This is a genomic window from Bradyrhizobium sp. 159 (assembly GCF_023073795.1).
GTDB lineage: Bacteria > Pseudomonadota > Alphaproteobacteria > Rhizobiales > Xanthobacteraceae > Bradyrhizobium.
In genome coordinates this window covers 110,534-128,125 of sequence record NZ_JADPKE010000061.1, presented here as the reverse complement: position 1 = coordinate 128,125, position 17,592 = coordinate 110,534, and the positions used below count along the sequence as shown (strand labels likewise).

Below are 17,592 nucleotides of genomic sequence, written 5' to 3'. Positions count from 1 at the left end.
TTGCCGGCACCGCCGCAAACCAAATCTTGACTATCATTCTTGCACGGTTTCGAAATCTGCCTGGCGCAGCTATCAGTTGTTTGCCGGATAATCGTGTTCGGCGGGTCTTCAGGGAGGACAACAGCCATGTGCGAAAAATGCTCTGAAAATCTGCATCAAACGGTTGCTCCCTCCCGGCGCTCGATGGTGCTTTTTGCCGCCTCGGCGCTCGGGATGGCGGCGTTTGGCGGGACGGCGGTGGCCAAGGAGGCAAAGGCGCCGCCCAAGCCGCAGAACGTGCTGTCGCCCGATGCCGCACTCAAGCGGTTGATGGAGGGCAATGCGCGCTATGTATCGGGCGTTTCCCGTCGCCACGACTTCACGCATGAGCGCGAGGCATTGGTCGGCGGTCAAAATCCGTATGCGGCCGTTCTGAGTTGCGCCGATTCGCGCATCGCACCCGAATATGCCTTCGACAGCGGACGCGGAGACCTCTTCGTGTGCCGCGTCGCCGGAAATTTCGCGGGCGATGAAACCGTTGCCAGCCTGGAGTACGCGGTCGCGGTGCTCGGCACGCCCTTGATCCTGGTGCTCGGCCACGACAGCTGCGGCGCGGTCGACGCGACGATCAAGTCGCTGAAGGACGACAAGCCGCTGCCGGGGCACATCCCCTCGCTCGTGTCCGCGATCGCGCCGGCGGTGAAGGCGGTTGCCCAGCAAAGTGGGAATGCGCTCGACAACGCCATTCGTCAGAATGTCATCGACAACGTCGCCAAGCTGAAATCGGCCGCCCCAATTCTCAACGCAGCGGTCGAGCAGGGCAAGCTCAAGGTGGTCGGCGGCATCTATCGGCTCAATACGGGGACCGTCGAGTTGATTGCCCAGGGCTGAATCCACCTCGCGAAGCATCGGGGGCGGTCGCGCCTCTTTCCGGCAGAGGCCGGCCGCAAGGTCGACCCGTAGCAATTGCAGTGGAGCGGCACAGGACAACCATGCTGACTGTGTTGCAATCAAAAGCTGTTTTGCGCTAGCCTCACGCCTGGGTAGGCGGGGGCTTCGATGGTTTTGCGTGGGGTTTTGCTGCTCATTGCGGCGGCTATGCTATGTGGCTGCCAAACAGAGCGGAGCGGGCTGGATTACGCGACCGCGATGCAGAAGATTGGACCGCCGAAAGCGGGGCAGGCGCGCATCGTGGTGTTCCGCGAGAAGGGTTTCGGTGGCGTAGCCGACGCGGGCTGGGAGTTTGCGTTGGATGGCGCGGTGCTCAAGGGACTGAAGACCGGCACCTACCTCTACACCGATCGGCCGGCCGGCGAGCATCAGTTTTTCGCGGCAGAGCCCGGTTTTCCTGGGAAGACGCGTCAGGACATCTCGGTCCAATCCGGCCGAACGTATTTCTATCTGGCCCGAAACAGCGACCGCAAGAACGCCGTGATCGCGAATGCCAGCACCGGATTGCTGGGATATGGCCTCACCCTGGCCATGACTTCGGCCTACAAGAATCCGGGCCCGGTGGATTTCTCGCCGGTTGATGAGGCGGCTGCGAGGACGACCGTCGCGGAGCTCCGGCTGGCGGAGTAGTGCGCTTTCATATTTTCGAGTGAGGTGGCTTGCCGAACAGACGTTGGCTAGGGCCATCGGCTGCCGCAATCCGTTCAAATTCCGTTCAGGCTGCCACGGGCCTAGTGTACGGTAGGGACTTCAACAACAACAGCGGCGGACAAGCCATGCGTGGGACAAACCGGGTTCTTATCTTCGCCTTGCTGCCAATGCTGTTGCTTGCGGCCGCTAACATCGCGGGCCCCGCAAACGCGCAGCAGCCGGAGAAGCGCATCGCGCTCGTGGTCGGCAATGGCGCTTATGCCAAGTCGCCGCTGGCCACGACTGCGAACGATGCCGGCCTGATCGCGCAGACGCTGCAGGCCGCGGGCTTCGACGTCGTCGGCGCGCGCGATCTCGACGGCGACACGTTGCGCAAGAGCCTTCGCGACTTCATTCAGAAGGCGCAGGCCTCAGGCCCCGGCACCGTCGCGATGATCTATTTCGCAGGCTATGGGGTACAGCTTGCCGGCGAGAACTATTTCATGCCGGTCGATTCCAACGTCACCCGCGACACGGATATTCCGACCGAGGCCCTGCGCGTCAGCGACTATATCCGCCAGCTCGCCGCCATTCCGCTCAAGGCGAGCATCGTCGTGCTCGATGCGGCCCGCGCGCAGCCCTTCATCGAGGGCGGCCAGCCGATCGCGAGCGGCCTTGCGCTGGTCGAGCCCGAGGCGAACATGCTGATTGCCTTCAATGCGGCGCCCGGCACGGTAGCGCCGGAGGAGGCGGGGCCCTACGGCATCTATGCGCAGTCGCTAGCCGAAATGATCCGCACCGGCGGCCTGCCGCTGCCCGAGGTATTCGACCGCGTCCGCCTGCGCGTCAACGAGGCCTCCAAGGGTGCGCAGGTGCCCTGGAACGAGCAGAAGATCACCACCCAGTTTTCCTTCTTCGAGCGGGCGCCCGACGCGCCGCCGCCGGAGGCCGCGCCCGACCAAGTCGCCGCGATCCGGAGCAAGCCGATCCGCGATCTCGGCGTGCAGGATGCCTACGCCGCCGCGCTCGAGCGCGACACGCTGGCGGCCTATGAGGAATTCCTCGCCGCCTTTCCGAATGATCCGCTCTCCAAGCGGGTCATGGCGATCGTCGCGGCGCGTCGCGAGGCGATCACCTGGCGGCGGACCTATCGGACCGACACGCCGGAGGCCTATTGGTCTTATCTGCGCCGTTATCCGCGCGGGCCGCATGCGGCCGATGCGCGCCGCCGCCTTGCGATCCTCACCGCACCGCCCGAGCCGCCGCCGAGCTTTGCGATGATCGACTACGACGTGCCGCCACCGCCGCCGGAGGAGGTGGTCTATGTCGACCGCCCCGTGCTGTATTTCAGCGACCCCGATTTCGGCTTCGCGCCGCCACCACCGCCGCCGGTCTACTATTTGCCGCCGCCGCCGCCCGATTTCGTCGTGCTGCCGCCGCCGCTGCCCGTGGTCGGCCTGTTCGTGCTGCCGCAGCCGGTGTTCGTCCCGATCCCGGTGTTCGTCCGGCCGCCGGCCTATGTCGCGCCGCCGCCGAACAACATCATCTATGCGAACATTCATAATACGACGGTCATCAACACCGTGATCAACCGGCCGCCGGCGCCGCCGACCGGGGCAGCGCCCGCGCTGGGCAATCTGGCACCAGCCGTCGCCGGACGCGCCAACCCGGCAGGTCCGGCGGTGCCGCAGGCCGTCATCCAGCGCGCCGCCCTGATCCAGCAGGGCAAGGCGCCGATGCCGCCGAGTGCGACCATCCAGCCGACCGCGCGACCGGGTATCTCTGCACCGGCTCCTGCTCCCGCCAATCTCACTCCTGGTGCGAGACCGGGTGCACCCAGTCCGACCGCGACAGCCCCCGCCGGAGGTGCTCCTGCTGCCACGCCGCAAGCGCCGGCTCCGGCCAGGCTACCGCAGGCCAATACGCTGCCTGCGCCCGGCACCCCTGGCGGACCGCCACCCCCGGCCGGGGTAGGAGGGGCGCCTGGCGCTGCCACGCCCCATGGCAAACCCGCTTCGACCGCGACGGCGCCTGTCGGCAACGCTCCGCCTACGCCGCCGCACGCGGCGACGGCGCCGGCAAACCCGACGGCTCCCGCGGGTCCGATGACCCCGTCAGCGCGGTTGTCTAGGCCAGGGGCAACGACGCCGCCTGGAGCCGAGGTGCGCGGCAGGCCAGCCGGACCGCAGCCCGGCGCAGTGCCGCCGCCCGGTGCAGCCGCCGGTGGTAAGCCGGCGGTCCCGAGCACGGCCAAGCCGGCGGCGCCAGTGGCGGCGCGAGAGCCATCCAGGGTTCAGGATCATCGACCGGCGCCGCCGCCGCAGGCGGCCAAGCCCGTTGCGCCGCCGCACCCCCAAGCTGCGGCGAGACCGACGCCACCGCCGCCGCCCCGTGTCGCGCCACCTCCGCCGCCGCGGGCCGCGCCTCCGCCGGTGGCCGTGGCTCGACCGGCGCCATCGCCGCCCGTGGCCCGGCCCGCGCCGCCCCCGCCTGCGATGGCGCGACCGGCGCCACCTCCTCCGATCGCACGGCCTGCGCCGCCGCCACCCCCAGTCGCACGGCCGGCGCCACCTCCGATGGCCGCCGCGCCGCCGCGCCCGGCGCCTCCACCGCGGCCGGCCGGCCCGCCACCGAAGACCTGCCCGCCCGGCCAGCCGAAGTGCTAGGGATCCGAAAAGGGGCGCCAGGAAGCGACTGAAGCTTTCGGGCGCCCTGGAGGAGCCGCCTTATTTCCTTGCTTCTGGCCGAAATGGCGCTATATAGCGCGCCATCTCACACGGAAACATGGCTCACAAGGCCGTCCGGTGGCAACCGGGGCGAGAACGCTCCGTTTTGCTCACACGTTTCCGGAGGAACCAACCGGAGAATTAGAACGATGGCGCTACCCGATTTCACCATGCGTCAGCTGCTCGAAGCTGGCGTGCACTTTGGTCACCAGTCTCACCGCTGGAACCCGAAAATGGCTCCGTTCATTTTCGGCACCCGCAACAACATCCACATCGTCGACCTCGCCCAGACCGTGCCGATGCTGCATCAGGCTCTCCAGGCCGTCAGCGACACGGTTGCCAAGGGCGGCCGCATCCTGTTCGTCGGCACCAAGCGCCAGGCGCAGGACGGCGTTGCGGACGCGGCCAAGCGCTGCGCGCAATATTTCGTCAATTCGCGCTGGCTCGGCGGCACGCTGACCAACTGGAAGACGATCTCGGCCTCGATCAAGCGCCTGCGTCACCTCGACGACGTGCTGTCGGGCGGCGAAGCCAATTCCTACACGAAGAAGGAGCGCCTGACGCTGCAGCGCGAGCGCGACAAGCTCGACCGCTCGCTCGGCGGCATCAAGGACATGGGCGGCCTGCCCGACCTGATCTTCGTGATCGACACCAACAAGGAAGACATCGCGATCCAGGAAGCGCAGCGGCTCAACATCCCGGTTGCGGCGATCGTCGACACCAATTCGGATCCCAAGGGCATCACCTATGTGGTGCCGGGCAATGACGACGCCGGCCGCGCGATCTCGCTCTATTGCGACCTGATTGCGCGTGCGGCGATCGACGGCATCTCGCGCGCTCAGGGCGATTCCGGCATCGATATCGGCGCCTCGGCCCAGCCGGTCGTCGCCGAAGAACTGCCGGCCGCTTCCCCCAGCGGCTTCCAGGGCCTTGCGGGGCCCCGCGGCACCGCCGACGACCTCAAGAAACTCCCGGGCGTGTCGGGTGCGATCGAGAAGAAGTTCAACGATCTCGGCATCTTCCACTATTGGCAGCTCGCCGAGCTCGACCACGACACCGCGCACAGGATCGGTGAAGAAGTCGGTCTGCCGAGCCGCGCGGATGCCTGGGTGGCCAAGGCCAAGGCGCTGACCGCGGAAGCGGAATAGTCAAACAGAGCGACGGGTTGGCCGGATAGGGTCCGGCCACCATTTCAGTTGACGCGAATTCCTGAGATGGACCGCGGCGGGGCGCCTCGATGCCGCGCCGCGGCGAACCGGCAGGCACAAAGGATTTTCAACGATGGCAACGATCACAGCTGCGATGGTCAAGGACCTGCGCGAGTCGACCGGCGCGGGCATGATGGACTGCAAGGCCGCGCTGACCGAAAACGACGGCAATATGGAAGCGGCGCAGGACTGGTTGCGCAAGAAGGGCCTGTCGAAGGCCGCCAAGAAGTCGGGCCGCGTCGCGGCCGAGGGGCTGATCGGCGCGCTCACCAAGGGCACTAAGGGCGTCGTGGTCGAGGTCAACTCCGAGACCGATTTCGTGGCACGCAACGGCCAGTTCCAGGGTCTGGTCAAGATGATCGCCCAGGTCGCGTTCGACGTCGGTGCTGATGTCGAGAAGATCAAGGCCGCCAAGGTCGGCGACGTCACGATTGAGACCGCGATCAATGACGCGATCGCCACCATCGGCGAGAACATGACGCTGCGCCGCGCCGCCCAGCTCGAAGTCAGCCAGGGCGTGGTGTCGAGCTACGTCCATGGGGCCGTCGTCGATGGCGCCGGCAAGATGGGGGTGATCGTGGCGCTGGAATCGCCTGGCAAGGCCGACGAGCTCGCCGCCCTCGGCCGCCAGATCGCGATGCATGTCGCCGCCGCCAACCCGCTTGCGCTCGATCCCACCGGCCTCGATCCGGCGGTCGTCAAGCGCGAAAAGGACGTGCTCGCCGACAAATACCGCCAGCAGGGCAAGCCCGAGAACGTGATCGAGAAGATCGTCGAGTCCGGCCTCAAGACCTACTACAAGGAAGTCTGCCTGCTCGAGCAGGCCTTCATCCACGATACCGGCAAGTCGGTGGCGCAGGCAGTGAAGGAGGCCGAAGGCAAGGTCGGCGGGCCTGTGAAGATCGCGGGCTTTATGCGCTATGCTCTCGGTGAGGGAATCGAGAAGCAGGAAAGCGACTTCGCAGCCGAGGTCGCGGCGGCCAGCGGCAAGAAGTAAGCGCCGGAACGTTCCTTCCGGCGTGCCGCCGGAAGCGGCGCCCGGACGAGGAAAGTGCTCATGACTGATCCGGTCTATCGTCGCGTCGTGATCAAGCTGTCCGGCGAATATCTCGCGGGACAGCAGGGTTTTGGTATCGACCAGGTGACCGTCGACCGGGTCGCGGACGATCTGATCGCCGCCCGCAAGCTTGGCGCCGAAGTGGCGGTCGTGATCGGTGGTGGCAACATCGTGCGTGGGGTCGAGGTGTCGTCCCGCGGCGTGTCGCGCCCGACCGGCGACACCATGGGCATGCTTGCGACCATGATGAACTGCCTCGCGCTGGAAGCGGCGATCGAGCGCAAGGGCACGCCGGCGCGCACGCTGTCGGCCTTCGTCATGCCAGAGATTTCCGAGCTGTTCACCCGCACCGCGGCGCACAAATACCTCGCCGAGGGCCGGATCGTGCTGCTTGGCGGCGGAACCGGCAATCCGTTCTTCACCACCGACACGACCGCGGTGCTGCGCGCCGCCGAGATCGGCGCCCAGGCAGTGCTGAAGGCGACCAATGTCGATGGCGTCTACTCAGCCGATCCGAAGAAGGATCCGACCGCCACGCGGTTCGACCGTCTGACGCACTCCCAGGCCATCGAGGGTGGCTACAAGGTGATGGATGCGACCGCCTTCGCGCTTGCCCGCGAGACGTCGCTGCCTATCATCGTATTCTCGATCGCGGAGCCGGGCTCCATCGGTGCGATTCTGCGTGGCACCGGCCACGGAACCATTGTCGCCGGCTGACCGCTCGTCGTCGCGCCCGAGAGAAGGGCGCGGACCGGTCGCCGGGATTTGAAGGAGAAACGTGATGGCCACGGGTAGTTTCGACCTCAACGAAGTGAAGCGCCGCATGCAGGGCGCTGTGCAGTCTCTCAAGCACGAGCTTGGCGGCCTGCGGACGGGGCGCGCCTCGGCCTCGATGCTCGATCCGGTGCAGGTCGATGCCTATGGCACCCACATGCCGCTGAACCAGCTCGCCACCGTCAGCGTGCCGGAGCCGCGCCTGATCTCGGTGCAGGTCTGGGACAAGTCGATGGTCAAGGCCGTGGAGAAGGCGATCGTCGATTCCAATCTCGGCCTGTCGCCCGCGACCGAGGGCCAGGTGCTGCGCCTGCGCATTCCCGAGCTCAATGAGGAGCGGCGCAAGGAGCTGGTGAAGGTCGCGCACAAATACGCGGAGGCCGCCAAGGTCGCCGCGCGGCATGTCCGTCGCGACGGTCTCGACGTGCTCAAGAAGCTCGAAAAGAATCACGAGATGTCCGAAGACGATCAGAAGCGTCACGCCGACGAGGTGCAGAAGGCGACCGACGGCACGATTGCCGAGATCGACCAGCTGCTGGCCGCCAAGGAAAAAGAAATCCTCACCGTTTAAGGCATCGCCTTCATGTCCAACGCCGCCGCGCCCGCAACGGAAGGATCTGACCGGTCCGACGCGCCCGCGCATGTCGCCATCATCATGGATGGCAACGGGCGTTGGGCGGCCGCGCGCGGCTTGCCGCGTGCGGAAGGGCATCGCCGCGGCGTGGACGCGCTGCGCCGCGTGGTACGCGCCTCGCACGAGCTCGGCATTCGCTATCTCACCATCTTCTCGTTCTCTTCGGAGAACTGGTCGCGCCCGGCGAGCGAAATCGGCGATCTCTTTGGCCTGCTGCGGCGCTTCATCCGCAACGATCTGGCGAGCCTGCATCGCGACGGCGTCAAGGTCCGCATCATCGGCGAGCGCGAAGGGCTCGAGAGCGACATCTGTGCGCTCCTCAACGAGGCGGAGGAGCTGACGCGCGACAACACGCGCCTCACGCTCGTCGTCGCCTTCAACTACGGCTCGCGGCAGGAGATCGCGAAGGCCGCGCAGAAGCTCGCGCGCGAGGTCGGAGAGGGCAGGCGGAATCCAGATACGATCGACGCCGAGACGCTTGGCGCGAATCTCGACGCGCCCGACATTCCCGATCCCGATCTCATCATCCGCACCAGCGGCGAGCAGCGCCTGTCCAACTTCCTGATGTGGCAGGCCGCCTATAGCGAGCTCGTCTTCGTGCCGATCCATTGGCCCGATTTCGACAAGGCGGCGCTGGAAGGCGCGATCGCCGAATTTGCCAGGCGCGAGCGCCGTTTCGGCGGCCTGGTCGCGAAAACCGCCTCGTGAGCGAACCCGACGCCGCACCGGCGGGCTCCGCGCCTGCCACGAGCAATCTCGTGCTGCGGGTCCTCGCCGCGCTCGTGCTGGCGCCGCTCGCCATTGCGCTCGCCTACGTCGGCGGCTGGCTGTGGGCACTTCTCGTTACCCTGGTATCGATCGGGCTGTTCGCTGAATGGCTGATGGTGGTGGGCGCGGGTTCGGTCGCGCTGACGGGGACGGGGACCATCGCCATCGCCATCATGGGATTCTGCGTTGCCTTCGGCGCGCTCAGGACCGCTGTCATCGCCGGCTTCATAGGCGGCGTGATCGTGATGCTGATCGCGCGGGGCAAGTTCGTCTGGGCGGCTACCGGATTTGCCTATGCATCGGCGGCGCTGCTGGCCTCGATCCTAGTGCGGCAGGATCTCGTCAACGGCTTCGCCGCCCTGATATTCGTGCTGCTCGTGGTGTGGGCGACAGACATCGGCGGCTATTTCGCCGGCCGCAGCATTGGGGGACCGAAGCTATGGCCGCGCGTCAGTCCGAAGAAGACCTGGGCGGGCGCTCTCGGCGGCTTTGTCGCAAGCCTCTTGGTTGCGGCAGGCTTCGCGGCCTGCGGGCTTGGAAAGCTGGCCCCATTGCTGCTCGTCAGCGCTGTCCTGTCGGTGGTGTCGGCTCTGGGCGATCTGTTCGAATCCGCGGTGAAGCGGCGCTTCGGTGTTAAGGATTCCAGTCACTTAATTCCCGGCCATGGCGGACTTATGGATCGCCTGGACGGCTTTGTCGCCGCCATCTTGGCGGCATGGATTATCGGCTTTCTCCGCCACGGTGTGCATAGCGCCGGAAGCGGTCTTATGGTTTGGTGAGGATATGAGCGCAGTCCCATTGCGAAACAACAGGCTTGCTGCGTCCGACGTTCGCAGCATCACGGTTCTCGGCGCCACCGGCTCGATCGGCGACAGCACGATGGATTTGCTTCGCGCCTCGCCCGAGCGCTACCGTGTCGAGGCGCTGACGGCGAACGGCAATGTCGCAGCGCTGGCCAAACTCGCGAAGGAATTTTCCGCGCGCTACGTCGCGATCGCCGATACCTCCAAGCTCGGCGAGCTCAAGGCTGCGCTGGCGGGCACCAGCACCGAATGCGGCGCCGGCGAAAGCGCGGTGATCGAGGCCGGTGCGCGTCCGGCCGACTGGGTGATGGCGGCCGTGAGCGGCGCCGCCGGGCTGAAGCCGGCGCTGGCCGCGGTTGATCGCGGTGCGCATGTTGCGCTCGCCAACAAGGAATGTCTGGTCTGCGCCGGCGATTTCTTCATGCAGCGCGCGGCAAAAGCCGGCGCCTGCATCCTGCCGGCCGATTCCGAACACAATGCGCTATTCCAGGCGTTGAGCTCAGGCAATCGCGACGAGCTCGTGCGCGTCATCATCACCGCCTCGGGCGGCCCGTTCCGGACCTGGAAGCCTGTCGACATCGAGCAGGCCACGCTCGAGCAGGCCCTGAAGCATCCAAATTGGAGCATGGGCCAGAAGATCACGATCGATTCCGCCTCGATGATGAACAAGGGGCTCGAAGTGATCGAGGCGTCCTATCTGTTTGCGCTCGCGCCCGACGAGATCGACGTGCTCGTTCATCCGCAGTCGATCATCCACGGCATGGTCGAGTTTTCCGATTGCTCCGTCGTGGCGCAGCTCGGTGCGCCCGACATGAGGACGCCGATCGCGCATTGCTTGGGCTGGCCCGACCGCATCAAGGGTCCGGCGGCCAAGCTCGACTTGGCCAAGATCGGCGAGCTGACCTTCGAGGCGCCGGATTTCGAGCGGTTCCCGGGCCTCCGCCTAGCCTACGATTCGCTCCGGACCGGGAAGGGGGCGACCACCGTCTACAACGCCGCCAACGAGGTCGCGGTCGCCGCCTTCATTGCCGGCAAGATCCGGTTTGGTGCGATCGCGCGCCTGGTCGAGGCGACGCTGGACGACTGGATCCGCAGCGGGAATCAGGCGCCGATGACCTCGGCTGACGACGCAATATCCGTTGACCATGTTGCGCGAAATAGAGCTGCCGCCCTATTGCCTCAAATTGCCTTAAAGGCATCCTAGATAGTTCGGGCCAGGGCCTTGCGGCGCTGGATGAGGGGAATCGATGATCGACTTTTTCGTCCATAGTTTCAATACGTTGAGCCATGGGCTCCTCGGCTACGCGGTACCCTTCCTGTTCGTCCTGACCATCGTCGTGTTCTTCCACGAGCTCGGCCATTTCCTGGTCGCGCGCTGGGCGGGCGTTCGCGTTTTAACCTTTTCACTCGGCTTCGGACCCGAGCTGGTCGGTTTCAACGACCGTCGCGGCACCCGCTGGAAGATCTCCGCGATTCCGCTTGGCGGCTACGTCAAGTTCTTCGGTGACGAGAGCGAGGCCTCGACCCCCTCGGCCGAAACGCTCGCGGCCATGACGGCCGAGGAACGCGCCGGCAGCTTCCATCACAAGAAGGTCGGCCCGCGCGCCGCCATCGTCGCGGCCGGACCCATCGCCAATTTCATCCTGGGCGCTCTGATCTTCGCCGGCATGGCGCTGTACTACGGCAAGCCGAGCACGATTGCGCGCGTCGACGGCGTCGTCGCCGACGGCGCTGCGGCTGCCGCCGGCTTCAAGGTTGGTGACGTCGTCGTCCAGATCGACGGCAAGCCGATCGAGAGCTTTGCCGACATGCAGCGGATCGTTGCGATGAGTGCGGGTTCAACGCTTGCGTTCCAGGTCAAGCGCGACGGCGCCATCGTATCGCTGACCGCGACCCCGGCGCTGCTCGAGCGCAAAGATCCGTTCGGCAACCGCCACCGCGTCGGTGTGCTCGGTGTCGAGCACAAGTCGCAGGCCGGTGAGGCTTCGACCGCCCCCGTGGGCGTCGGCGAAGCGCTCAAGATCGGCGTCGAGCAGGTCTGGTTCATCATCACCAGCACCTTCAAGTTCCTGGGCTCGTTGTTCGTCGGAAACGGCAATCCCAACGAGGTCAGCGGCGTGCTGGGAATCGCAAAGATGTCGGGGCAGGCGGCCAGCGCCGGGTTCCAGTTCGTGATCAATCTGTGTGCGGTGCTGTCCGTGTCGATCGGTCTGCTGAACCTGTTCCCGATTCCGCTTCTCGATGGCGGCCATCTGATGTTCTACGCGGCAGAAGTGGTCCGCGGCCGGCCTCTGTCCGAACAGACCCAGGAAATGGGGTTCCGAATCGGGCTCGGTTTGGTGCTGATGCTGATGGTGTTTGCGACCTACAACGACATCCTTCGGATGGCGGCGTCCTGATACGGGCTTTTTTGTGGCGTTGCTGTTGAGCAACGTCTTGCAATGAAATTGAAATCACGGCGCTTTCGGCCGTTTGCGGCGTCCGGGAAATTGGCTACAAGCGGCCTGAACTTGGGGAATCTTCCAGACCGGTGTTGGGTGGGTCTGGTATGGAATGATAAGGGCGCGTTGCGCGATGAAGTTTGGACTGCGACTCCGGGGGGGCTTGCTCGCAACCCTGATCATGTTCGGCGCGCCGGTGATTGCCCCGGTTGGGGCTGTTTTCGTGTCTTCGTCTGCGCTCGCGCAGACCGTGCAGTCGATTTCCGTCCAGGGGAATCGCCGTGTCGAGGTGGAGACAATCCGCTCCTATTTCAAGCCGGGTCCGGGCGGCCACCTGGATCAAGGCGCCATCGACGACGGCCTCAAGGCGTTGATCGAAACCGGCCTGTTCCAGGACGTCAGGATCAATCGCGGCCCCGGCGGCCAGATCATCGTCTCCGTGGTGGAAAACCCGGTGATCGGGCGCGTCGCCTTCGAGGGCAACAAGAAGATCAAGGACGAGCAGCTCACCACTGAAGTCCAGTCCAAGGCGCGCGGCACCTTCTCCCGCGCCATGGTGCAGTCCGACACGCTGCGAATCGCCGAAATCTATCGGCGGTCCGGCCGTTATGACGTGCGCGTCACGCCCGAGATCATCGAGCAGCCGAACAATCGCGTCGACCTGATCTTCACGATCGAGGAGGGCGCCAAGACCGGCGTCAAGTCGATCGAGTTCGTCGGCAACAATGCGTTCTCGTCCTATCGGCTGCGCGACGTCATCAAGACGCGCGAATCGAACCTGCTGAGCTTCCTCGCCAGCGGGGACATCTACGATCCCGATCGCGTCGAGGCCGACCGCGACCTGATCCGCCGCTTCTATCTCAAGCATGGCTTTGCCGACGTCCAGGTCGTGGCCGCGCTCACCGAATACGATCCGGAGAAGAAGGGCTTCAACGTCACCTTCAAGATCGAGGAAGGCGCGCAATACCGCGTCGGCGCGGTCGACTTCCGCTCCAGCATTCCGAACTTCGATCCTTCGTCGATGCGGGGCTATTCGCGTGTCAATGTCGGCTCGCTCTACAACGTCGAATCGGTCGAGAAGTCGGTCGAGGAGATGCAGATCGAGGCTTCGCGCCGCGGTTTCGCCTTCGCAGTCGTTCGTCCCGGCGGCGACCGCAATTTCGAGGCGCACACCGTCTCCGTCGTTTTCAACATCGACGAGGGCCCGCGCACCTATATCGAGCGCATCAACCTGCGCGGCAACACCCGCACGCGCGACTACGTGATCCGCCGCGAGTTCGACATCTCGGAAGGAGATGCCTATAACCGCGCGCTGGTCGACCGCGCCGAGCGGCGGCTGAAGAACCTCGACTACTTCAAGAGCGTGAAGATCGCGACGGAGCCCGGCTCGTCGAGCGACCGCGTGATCCTGGTCGTCGACATGGAAGAGAAATCGACCGGCGACTTCTCGATCTCGGGCGGCTACTCCACGACCGACGGCGCGCTGGCCGAGGTCTCGGTCTCCGAGCGCAATCTGCTCGGGCGCGGCCTGTTCGCCAAGGCCGCGGTGACCTATGGCCAGTATGCGCGCGGCTACTCGCTGTCGTTCGTCGAGCCGTATCTGCTCGACTACCGCGTCGCGCTCGGCCTCGACCTCTATCAGCGCCAGCAGCTTTCAAACAGCTACATCTCCTACGGCACGAAGACGCTCGGCTTCTCGCCGCGCCTCGGCTTCTCCTTGCGTGAAGATCTGTCGCTCCAGCTGCGCTACTCGATCTACCAGCAGGAAATCACGCTGCCGAGCTACCTGGCGAACTGTAACAACAATCTGGGCACCTCGGCGTTCAACCCGAGCCCGGCCTTCGCCGCGTCGCAGATCCCGCCGCTCGACCTGAGCTCGACCAACGGCCTCGGCTGCTACAGTGACGGTGAAGCCTCGCTCCCGGTGCGCAAGGAGCTTGCCAACGGCAAGACCTTGACCTCGGCGCTCGGCTACACGCTCACTTACAACACGCTGGACAACAACAAGAACCCGACCGACGGTCTGCTCATCGACTTCCGGCAGGATTTCGCCGGCGTCGGCGGCGACGTCAGCTATCTGAAGACCGTGGCGGACGGAAAGTACTACGCCCCGCTCGTGTCCGATATCGTCGGAATCGTCCGTCTCCAGGGCGGTATTCTGACCAAGATCAACGATGATCTGCGGATGCTCGACCACTTCCAAATGGGCCCGAACCTCGTCCGCGGCTTTGCCCCGAACGGCATCGGCCCGCGCGATCTGAATCCTTTCGGTACGCAGGACGCGCTCGGCGGCACCAAATATTGGGGCGCTTCGCTCGAATTGCAGATGCCGTTCTGGTTCCTGCCCAAGGAAGTGGGTCTGAAGGGCGCGGTCTATGCCGACGCCGGCGGTCTCTACGATTATAAGGGACCGACGAGTTGGACCGCTACCAACGAGGTCAATGTGCCGGGCTGTATCCCGTCGACGGTCAATCCGTCGAGCACCGGAACCTGCACCGGGCTCGTGTATGACGACAGCAAGGTGATCCGTTCGTCGGTCGGTGTCGGCCTGATCTGGCAGTCGCCGTTCGGTCCGCTGCGCTTCGACTACGCCGTGCCGCTCAGCAAGGGCAAGTACGACCGCACGCAGGAGTTCCGGTTCGGCGGCGGCACCACGTTCTAATTCGATCAGCACGGCACGATCCGGATTACTGGAGCCGGTTTCCGAAAGGGATCGTGCCAATCCTGGAGATGAGGCATGATGCGGCTTGGCCGCTTCATGCCGAAGCCGGACCGCGACGGGGTGGAATGGCGCAGCCGACCTTCTTCACAAAACCGCCTGCCTCAGCGCTGGCCGACATTGCTGCGCTGGCCAAGGCGCAGCTGGTCGACCCCGCGAGAGGTAACGACACCATCACGGGCCTGGCGTCGCTCGACGAAGCCGGACCGATGCATCTGGCGTTCTTCGACAACCTGAAATACGCCGATGAGTTGAAGGCGACCAAGGCCGGGGCGTGCCTGGTGAGTCCCCGATTTGAAGCCCAGGTCCCCGCGCATGTGGCCGTGCTGCGGGTGGCGCAGCCTTTCCGCGCCTTCGTCAGGCTCGCCCGGGAATGGCATGGCGATGCGCTCAGGCCGCAATCCTGGATCGGCAATGACGGCATCGCGCCGTCCGCCATCATCGATCCCACGGCCCGGCTCGAAGACGGCGTGATCATCGATCCCCTCGCCGTGATCGGCCCGGACGTCGAGATCGGCAGCGGCACCGTGGTCGGCGTCGGAGCGGTGATCGGCCCCGGCGTCAAGATCGGCCGGGACTGCAATGTCGGCGCCCGTACCGCCATCCAGTGCGCCCTGATCGGCAATGACGTGCTGATCCACGCGGGCTGCTCCATCGGCCAGGACGGCTACGGCTTCATCTTCTTCGGTCCCGAAGGCCACCTGAAGGTGCCGCAGACCGGCCGCGTGCTGATCCAGAACAATGTGGAGGTCGGCGCCGGCACCACCATCGATCGCGGCTCCTTGCGCGACACCGTGATCGGGGAGGGCACCAAAATCGACAATCAGGTCCAGATCGGCCACAATGTGACCATCGGCCGGAATTGCCTGCTGGCGGCTCAAATCGGGCTGGCGGGTAGCCTGACCATCGGCGACAACGTGGCGCTCGGAGCAAAGGTTGGCATCAACAACCACCTCAAGATCGGCGATGGAGCCCAGGTCACCGCGATGAGCGGCGTCAAGGACGACATCCCGCCGGGCGGACGCTGGGGTGGTTTTTTTGCCAAACCGACCAAGCAATGGTTCAAGGAGATCATCGCGGTGGAGCGTCTGGTGCGCGACAGCAAGGTCGATCCGAAGGACGAGGGACGGGAATGACGCAGGAATCGCCTGTTAAGTTCGAGCTGGTAGATATCAATGCAATCCTGCAGACCCTGCCGCACCGCTTTCCGATGCTCTTGATCGACCGCGTGATCAACATCCGCGCCGATTACAGCGGCATCGGCATCAAGAACGTCACGTTCAACGAGCCGGCCTTCCAGGGGCACTTCCCCGAGCGCCCGGTCTATCCGGGCGTCATGATGATCGAGGCGATGGCGCAGACCGCTGGCGTGATCGGCATCAAGTCGGTCGAGGGTACCGAGAAGCCGCGGGCGGTCTACTTCCTCACCATCGACAAGTGCAAGTTCCGCAAGCCCGTGCTGCCCGGCGATACCATCGAATATCACATGCGCTCGCTCGGCCGCCGCAAAGCCATGTGGTGGTTTCACGGGGACGCCAAGGTCAACGGGCAGGTGGTTGCGGAAGCCGATGTCGGCGCCATGCTGACGGACTGAGCGCTCTCGTCATGCCCGGCAGTCGTAGCGGCTGCCGGCCACCTCGCGGCTGATATTGCGGTTGAAGAACTGGCCCATGGACGGTGCGCCCAGAAGGCCCTCGACCGTCTCCGCCGCCACGCCGCAATAACGATCGTACCTGCCGTTGATGGCGACGACGAGGTCCTGCCGCGCCCGGTCGTAGCAGACGCGCTGAAGCATCGTGCTGCGGTTGATGTCGCGGCATTCGAATGTCGCCAGATCCACGGGGCCGCGTTGGTCGGTCTCGATCGTCTCGGAGACGACCGGTGTGGCCACGAGCTGTGCGAGCAACAATGCAAGGGCTCTGACCACGATCGCTGAATCTCCGCATGAACTTGCTGACGAGCCGGGTAGGCCGCCTCATCCAGCACATGAAACACGGCGAGATGATACGTCACTGGACAGATCGGGCATAGTCGCGCTAACCACCCGAAAACCGAGCGACTTCAATACATAACCTGACCTTCTTGACGAGTAAGATTGGCTTGATGAGCAAGATTGATCCCACCGCACGGATCGCGGACGGCGCGGTGATTGGCGATGGCAGCGAGATCGGACCCTATTGCATCATCGGCCCGAACGTCGTCATCGGCGCGAACTGCAAGCTGATCGGACACGTCACCGTCATCGGCCACACCTCGCTCGGCGATGGCTGCGTGATCTCGCCCTTTGCAGTGCTGGGCGGCGCCCCGCAGGATCTCAGCTACAAGGGCGAGCCGACGAAACTCGAGATCGGTTCCGGCTGCACCATCCGGGAAGGCGCGACGATGAATGTCGGCACGATCAAGGGTGGAGGGCTGACGCGAGTCGGCAACGGCGGCTATTTCATGAACAACAGCCATGTCGGCCATGATTGCGTGGTCGGCGACAACGTGATCTTCGCGACGTCAGCGACACTCGGCGGTCATTGCGAGATTGGCGACGCCGTCTATATCGGCGGCCTGTCGGCGGTGCACCAGTTCACGCGCGTCGGCCCCTATGTCATGGTCGGCGGCGTGTGCGGTGTCCGCGACGACGTCATCCCATACGGGCTGGTCAACGGCCAATATGCGGTCCTGGAGAGCCTCAATCTGATCGGCATGAAGCGGCGCAAGTTCACCAGGCAGCGGCTTGCAACCGTGCGTGGGTTCTACCAAAAACTCTTCCATGGTCCCGGCACGTTCGCCGAGCGGCTGGAGGCGGCGCGGCCGCTCGCGGGCGAAGACCCTGCGATCGCCGAGATCCTCGACTTCATCGGCAAGGGCAAGCGCCCGCTCTGTCTTCCCGCCATCGCGAAGTGATCCTGGG

The 17,592-nt window shown here is 65.1% G+C and carries 16 protein-coding genes; 15 read left to right on the top strand and 1 reads right to left on the bottom strand.

Annotated elements, in window-relative coordinates:
• Positions 1-126 precede the first annotated feature (126 nt).
• The 14 genes from IVA96_RS17440 to fabZ all read left to right on the top strand — a co-directional run bounded on the left by IVA96_RS17440 (position 127) and on the right by fabZ (position 16,284).
• Positions 127-870 carry a carbonic anhydrase gene (locus IVA96_RS17440; RefSeq protein WP_247276043.1) on the top strand — a complete coding sequence of 248 codons (744 nt, stop codon included), beginning with the start codon at positions 127-129 and terminating at the stop codon, positions 868-870.
• 186 nt (positions 871-1,056) lie between these two features.
• Positions 1,057-1,560 (top strand): DUF2846 domain-containing protein, encoded by a 504-nt coding sequence (locus IVA96_RS17435; protein ID WP_247418410.1) that lies wholly within the window; start codon positions 1,057-1,059, stop codon positions 1,558-1,560.
• Positions 1,561-1,706: 146 nt separating this feature from the next.
• The gene (locus tag IVA96_RS17430) at positions 1,707-4,226 is read left to right on the top strand and encodes a caspase domain-containing protein (protein ID WP_247275929.1); all 2,520 of its coding nucleotides are present in this window, start codon (positions 1,707-1,709) and stop codon (positions 4,224-4,226) included.
• A 209-nt stretch (positions 4,227-4,435) separates the two neighbouring features.
• Positions 4,436-5,434 carry a 30S ribosomal protein S2 gene (locus IVA96_RS17425; RefSeq protein ID WP_247275930.1) on the top strand — a complete coding sequence of 333 codons (999 nt, stop codon included), beginning with the start codon at positions 4,436-4,438 and terminating at the stop codon, positions 5,432-5,434.
• A 133-nt stretch (positions 5,435-5,567) separates the two neighbouring features.
• Entirely contained in the window at positions 5,568-6,491 is a 924-nt protein-coding gene (gene tsf / locus IVA96_RS17420; RefSeq protein ID WP_247275931.1) for a translation elongation factor Ts, read from the top strand.
• 60 nt (positions 6,492-6,551) lie between these two features.
• Entirely contained in the window at positions 6,552-7,268 is a 717-nt protein-coding gene (pyrH, locus tag IVA96_RS17415) for a UMP kinase (RefSeq protein ID WP_247275932.1), read from the top strand.
• Between the two features lie 64 nt (positions 7,269-7,332).
• Positions 7,333-7,896, top strand: coding sequence for a ribosome recycling factor (gene frr, locus IVA96_RS17410; protein WP_247275933.1), 564 nt, complete (start codon positions 7,333-7,335; stop codon positions 7,894-7,896).
• Between the two features lie 12 nt (positions 7,897-7,908).
• Positions 7,909-8,667: an isoprenyl transferase gene (locus tag IVA96_RS17405; protein WP_247275934.1), complete on the top strand. Its 759-nt coding sequence runs from the start codon at positions 7,909-7,911 to the stop codon at positions 8,665-8,667.
• On the top strand, positions 8,664-9,506 hold the full coding sequence (locus tag IVA96_RS17400) for a phosphatidate cytidylyltransferase (protein ID WP_247275935.1): 843 nt from the start codon (positions 8,664-8,666) through the stop codon (positions 9,504-9,506). Before IVA96_RS17405 ends, IVA96_RS17400 begins: the two co-directional genes overlap by 4 nt.
• Positions 9,507-9,510: 4 nt before the next feature.
• Entirely contained in the window at positions 9,511-10,734 is a 1,224-nt protein-coding gene (gene dxr, locus IVA96_RS17395; RefSeq protein ID WP_247275936.1) for a 1-deoxy-D-xylulose-5-phosphate reductoisomerase, read from the top strand.
• Between the two features lie 43 nt (positions 10,735-10,777).
• On the top strand, positions 10,778-11,929 hold the full coding sequence (gene rseP / locus IVA96_RS17390; RefSeq protein WP_247275937.1) for an RIP metalloprotease RseP: 1,152 nt from the start codon (positions 10,778-10,780) through the stop codon (positions 11,927-11,929).
• Between the two features lie 175 nt (positions 11,930-12,104).
• Complete coding sequence (bamA, locus tag IVA96_RS17385; protein WP_247275938.1) at positions 12,105-14,633, top strand: outer membrane protein assembly factor BamA; 2,529 nt, start codon at positions 12,105-12,107, stop codon at positions 14,631-14,633.
• A gap of 125 nt (positions 14,634-14,758) precedes the next feature.
• Positions 14,759-15,826 (top strand): UDP-3-O-(3-hydroxymyristoyl)glucosamine N-acyltransferase, encoded by a 1,068-nt coding sequence (lpxD, locus tag IVA96_RS17380; RefSeq protein WP_247275939.1) that lies wholly within the window; start codon positions 14,759-14,761, stop codon positions 15,824-15,826.
• Positions 15,823-16,284, top strand: a complete 462-nt coding sequence (gene fabZ, locus IVA96_RS17375; RefSeq protein ID WP_247275940.1) for a 3-hydroxyacyl-ACP dehydratase FabZ — start codon at positions 15,823-15,825, stop codon at positions 16,282-16,284. Before lpxD ends, fabZ begins: the two co-directional genes overlap by 4 nt.
• Positions 16,285-16,293: 9 nt before the next feature.
• Here the strand turns inward: fabZ and IVA96_RS17370 are convergent, their stop codons facing one another.
• Positions 16,294-16,617: a KTSC domain-containing protein gene (locus IVA96_RS17370; RefSeq protein WP_247275941.1), complete on the bottom strand. Its 324-nt coding sequence runs from the start codon at positions 16,615-16,617 to the stop codon at positions 16,294-16,296.
• Between the two features lie 176 nt (positions 16,618-16,793).
• On the opposite strand from IVA96_RS17370, the gene lpxA reads away from it, so the two are divergent.
• Complete coding sequence (lpxA, locus tag IVA96_RS17365; RefSeq protein WP_247418405.1) at positions 16,794-17,585, top strand: acyl-ACP--UDP-N-acetylglucosamine O-acyltransferase; 792 nt, start codon at positions 16,794-16,796, stop codon at positions 17,583-17,585.
• Positions 17,586-17,592 lie beyond the last annotated feature (7 nt).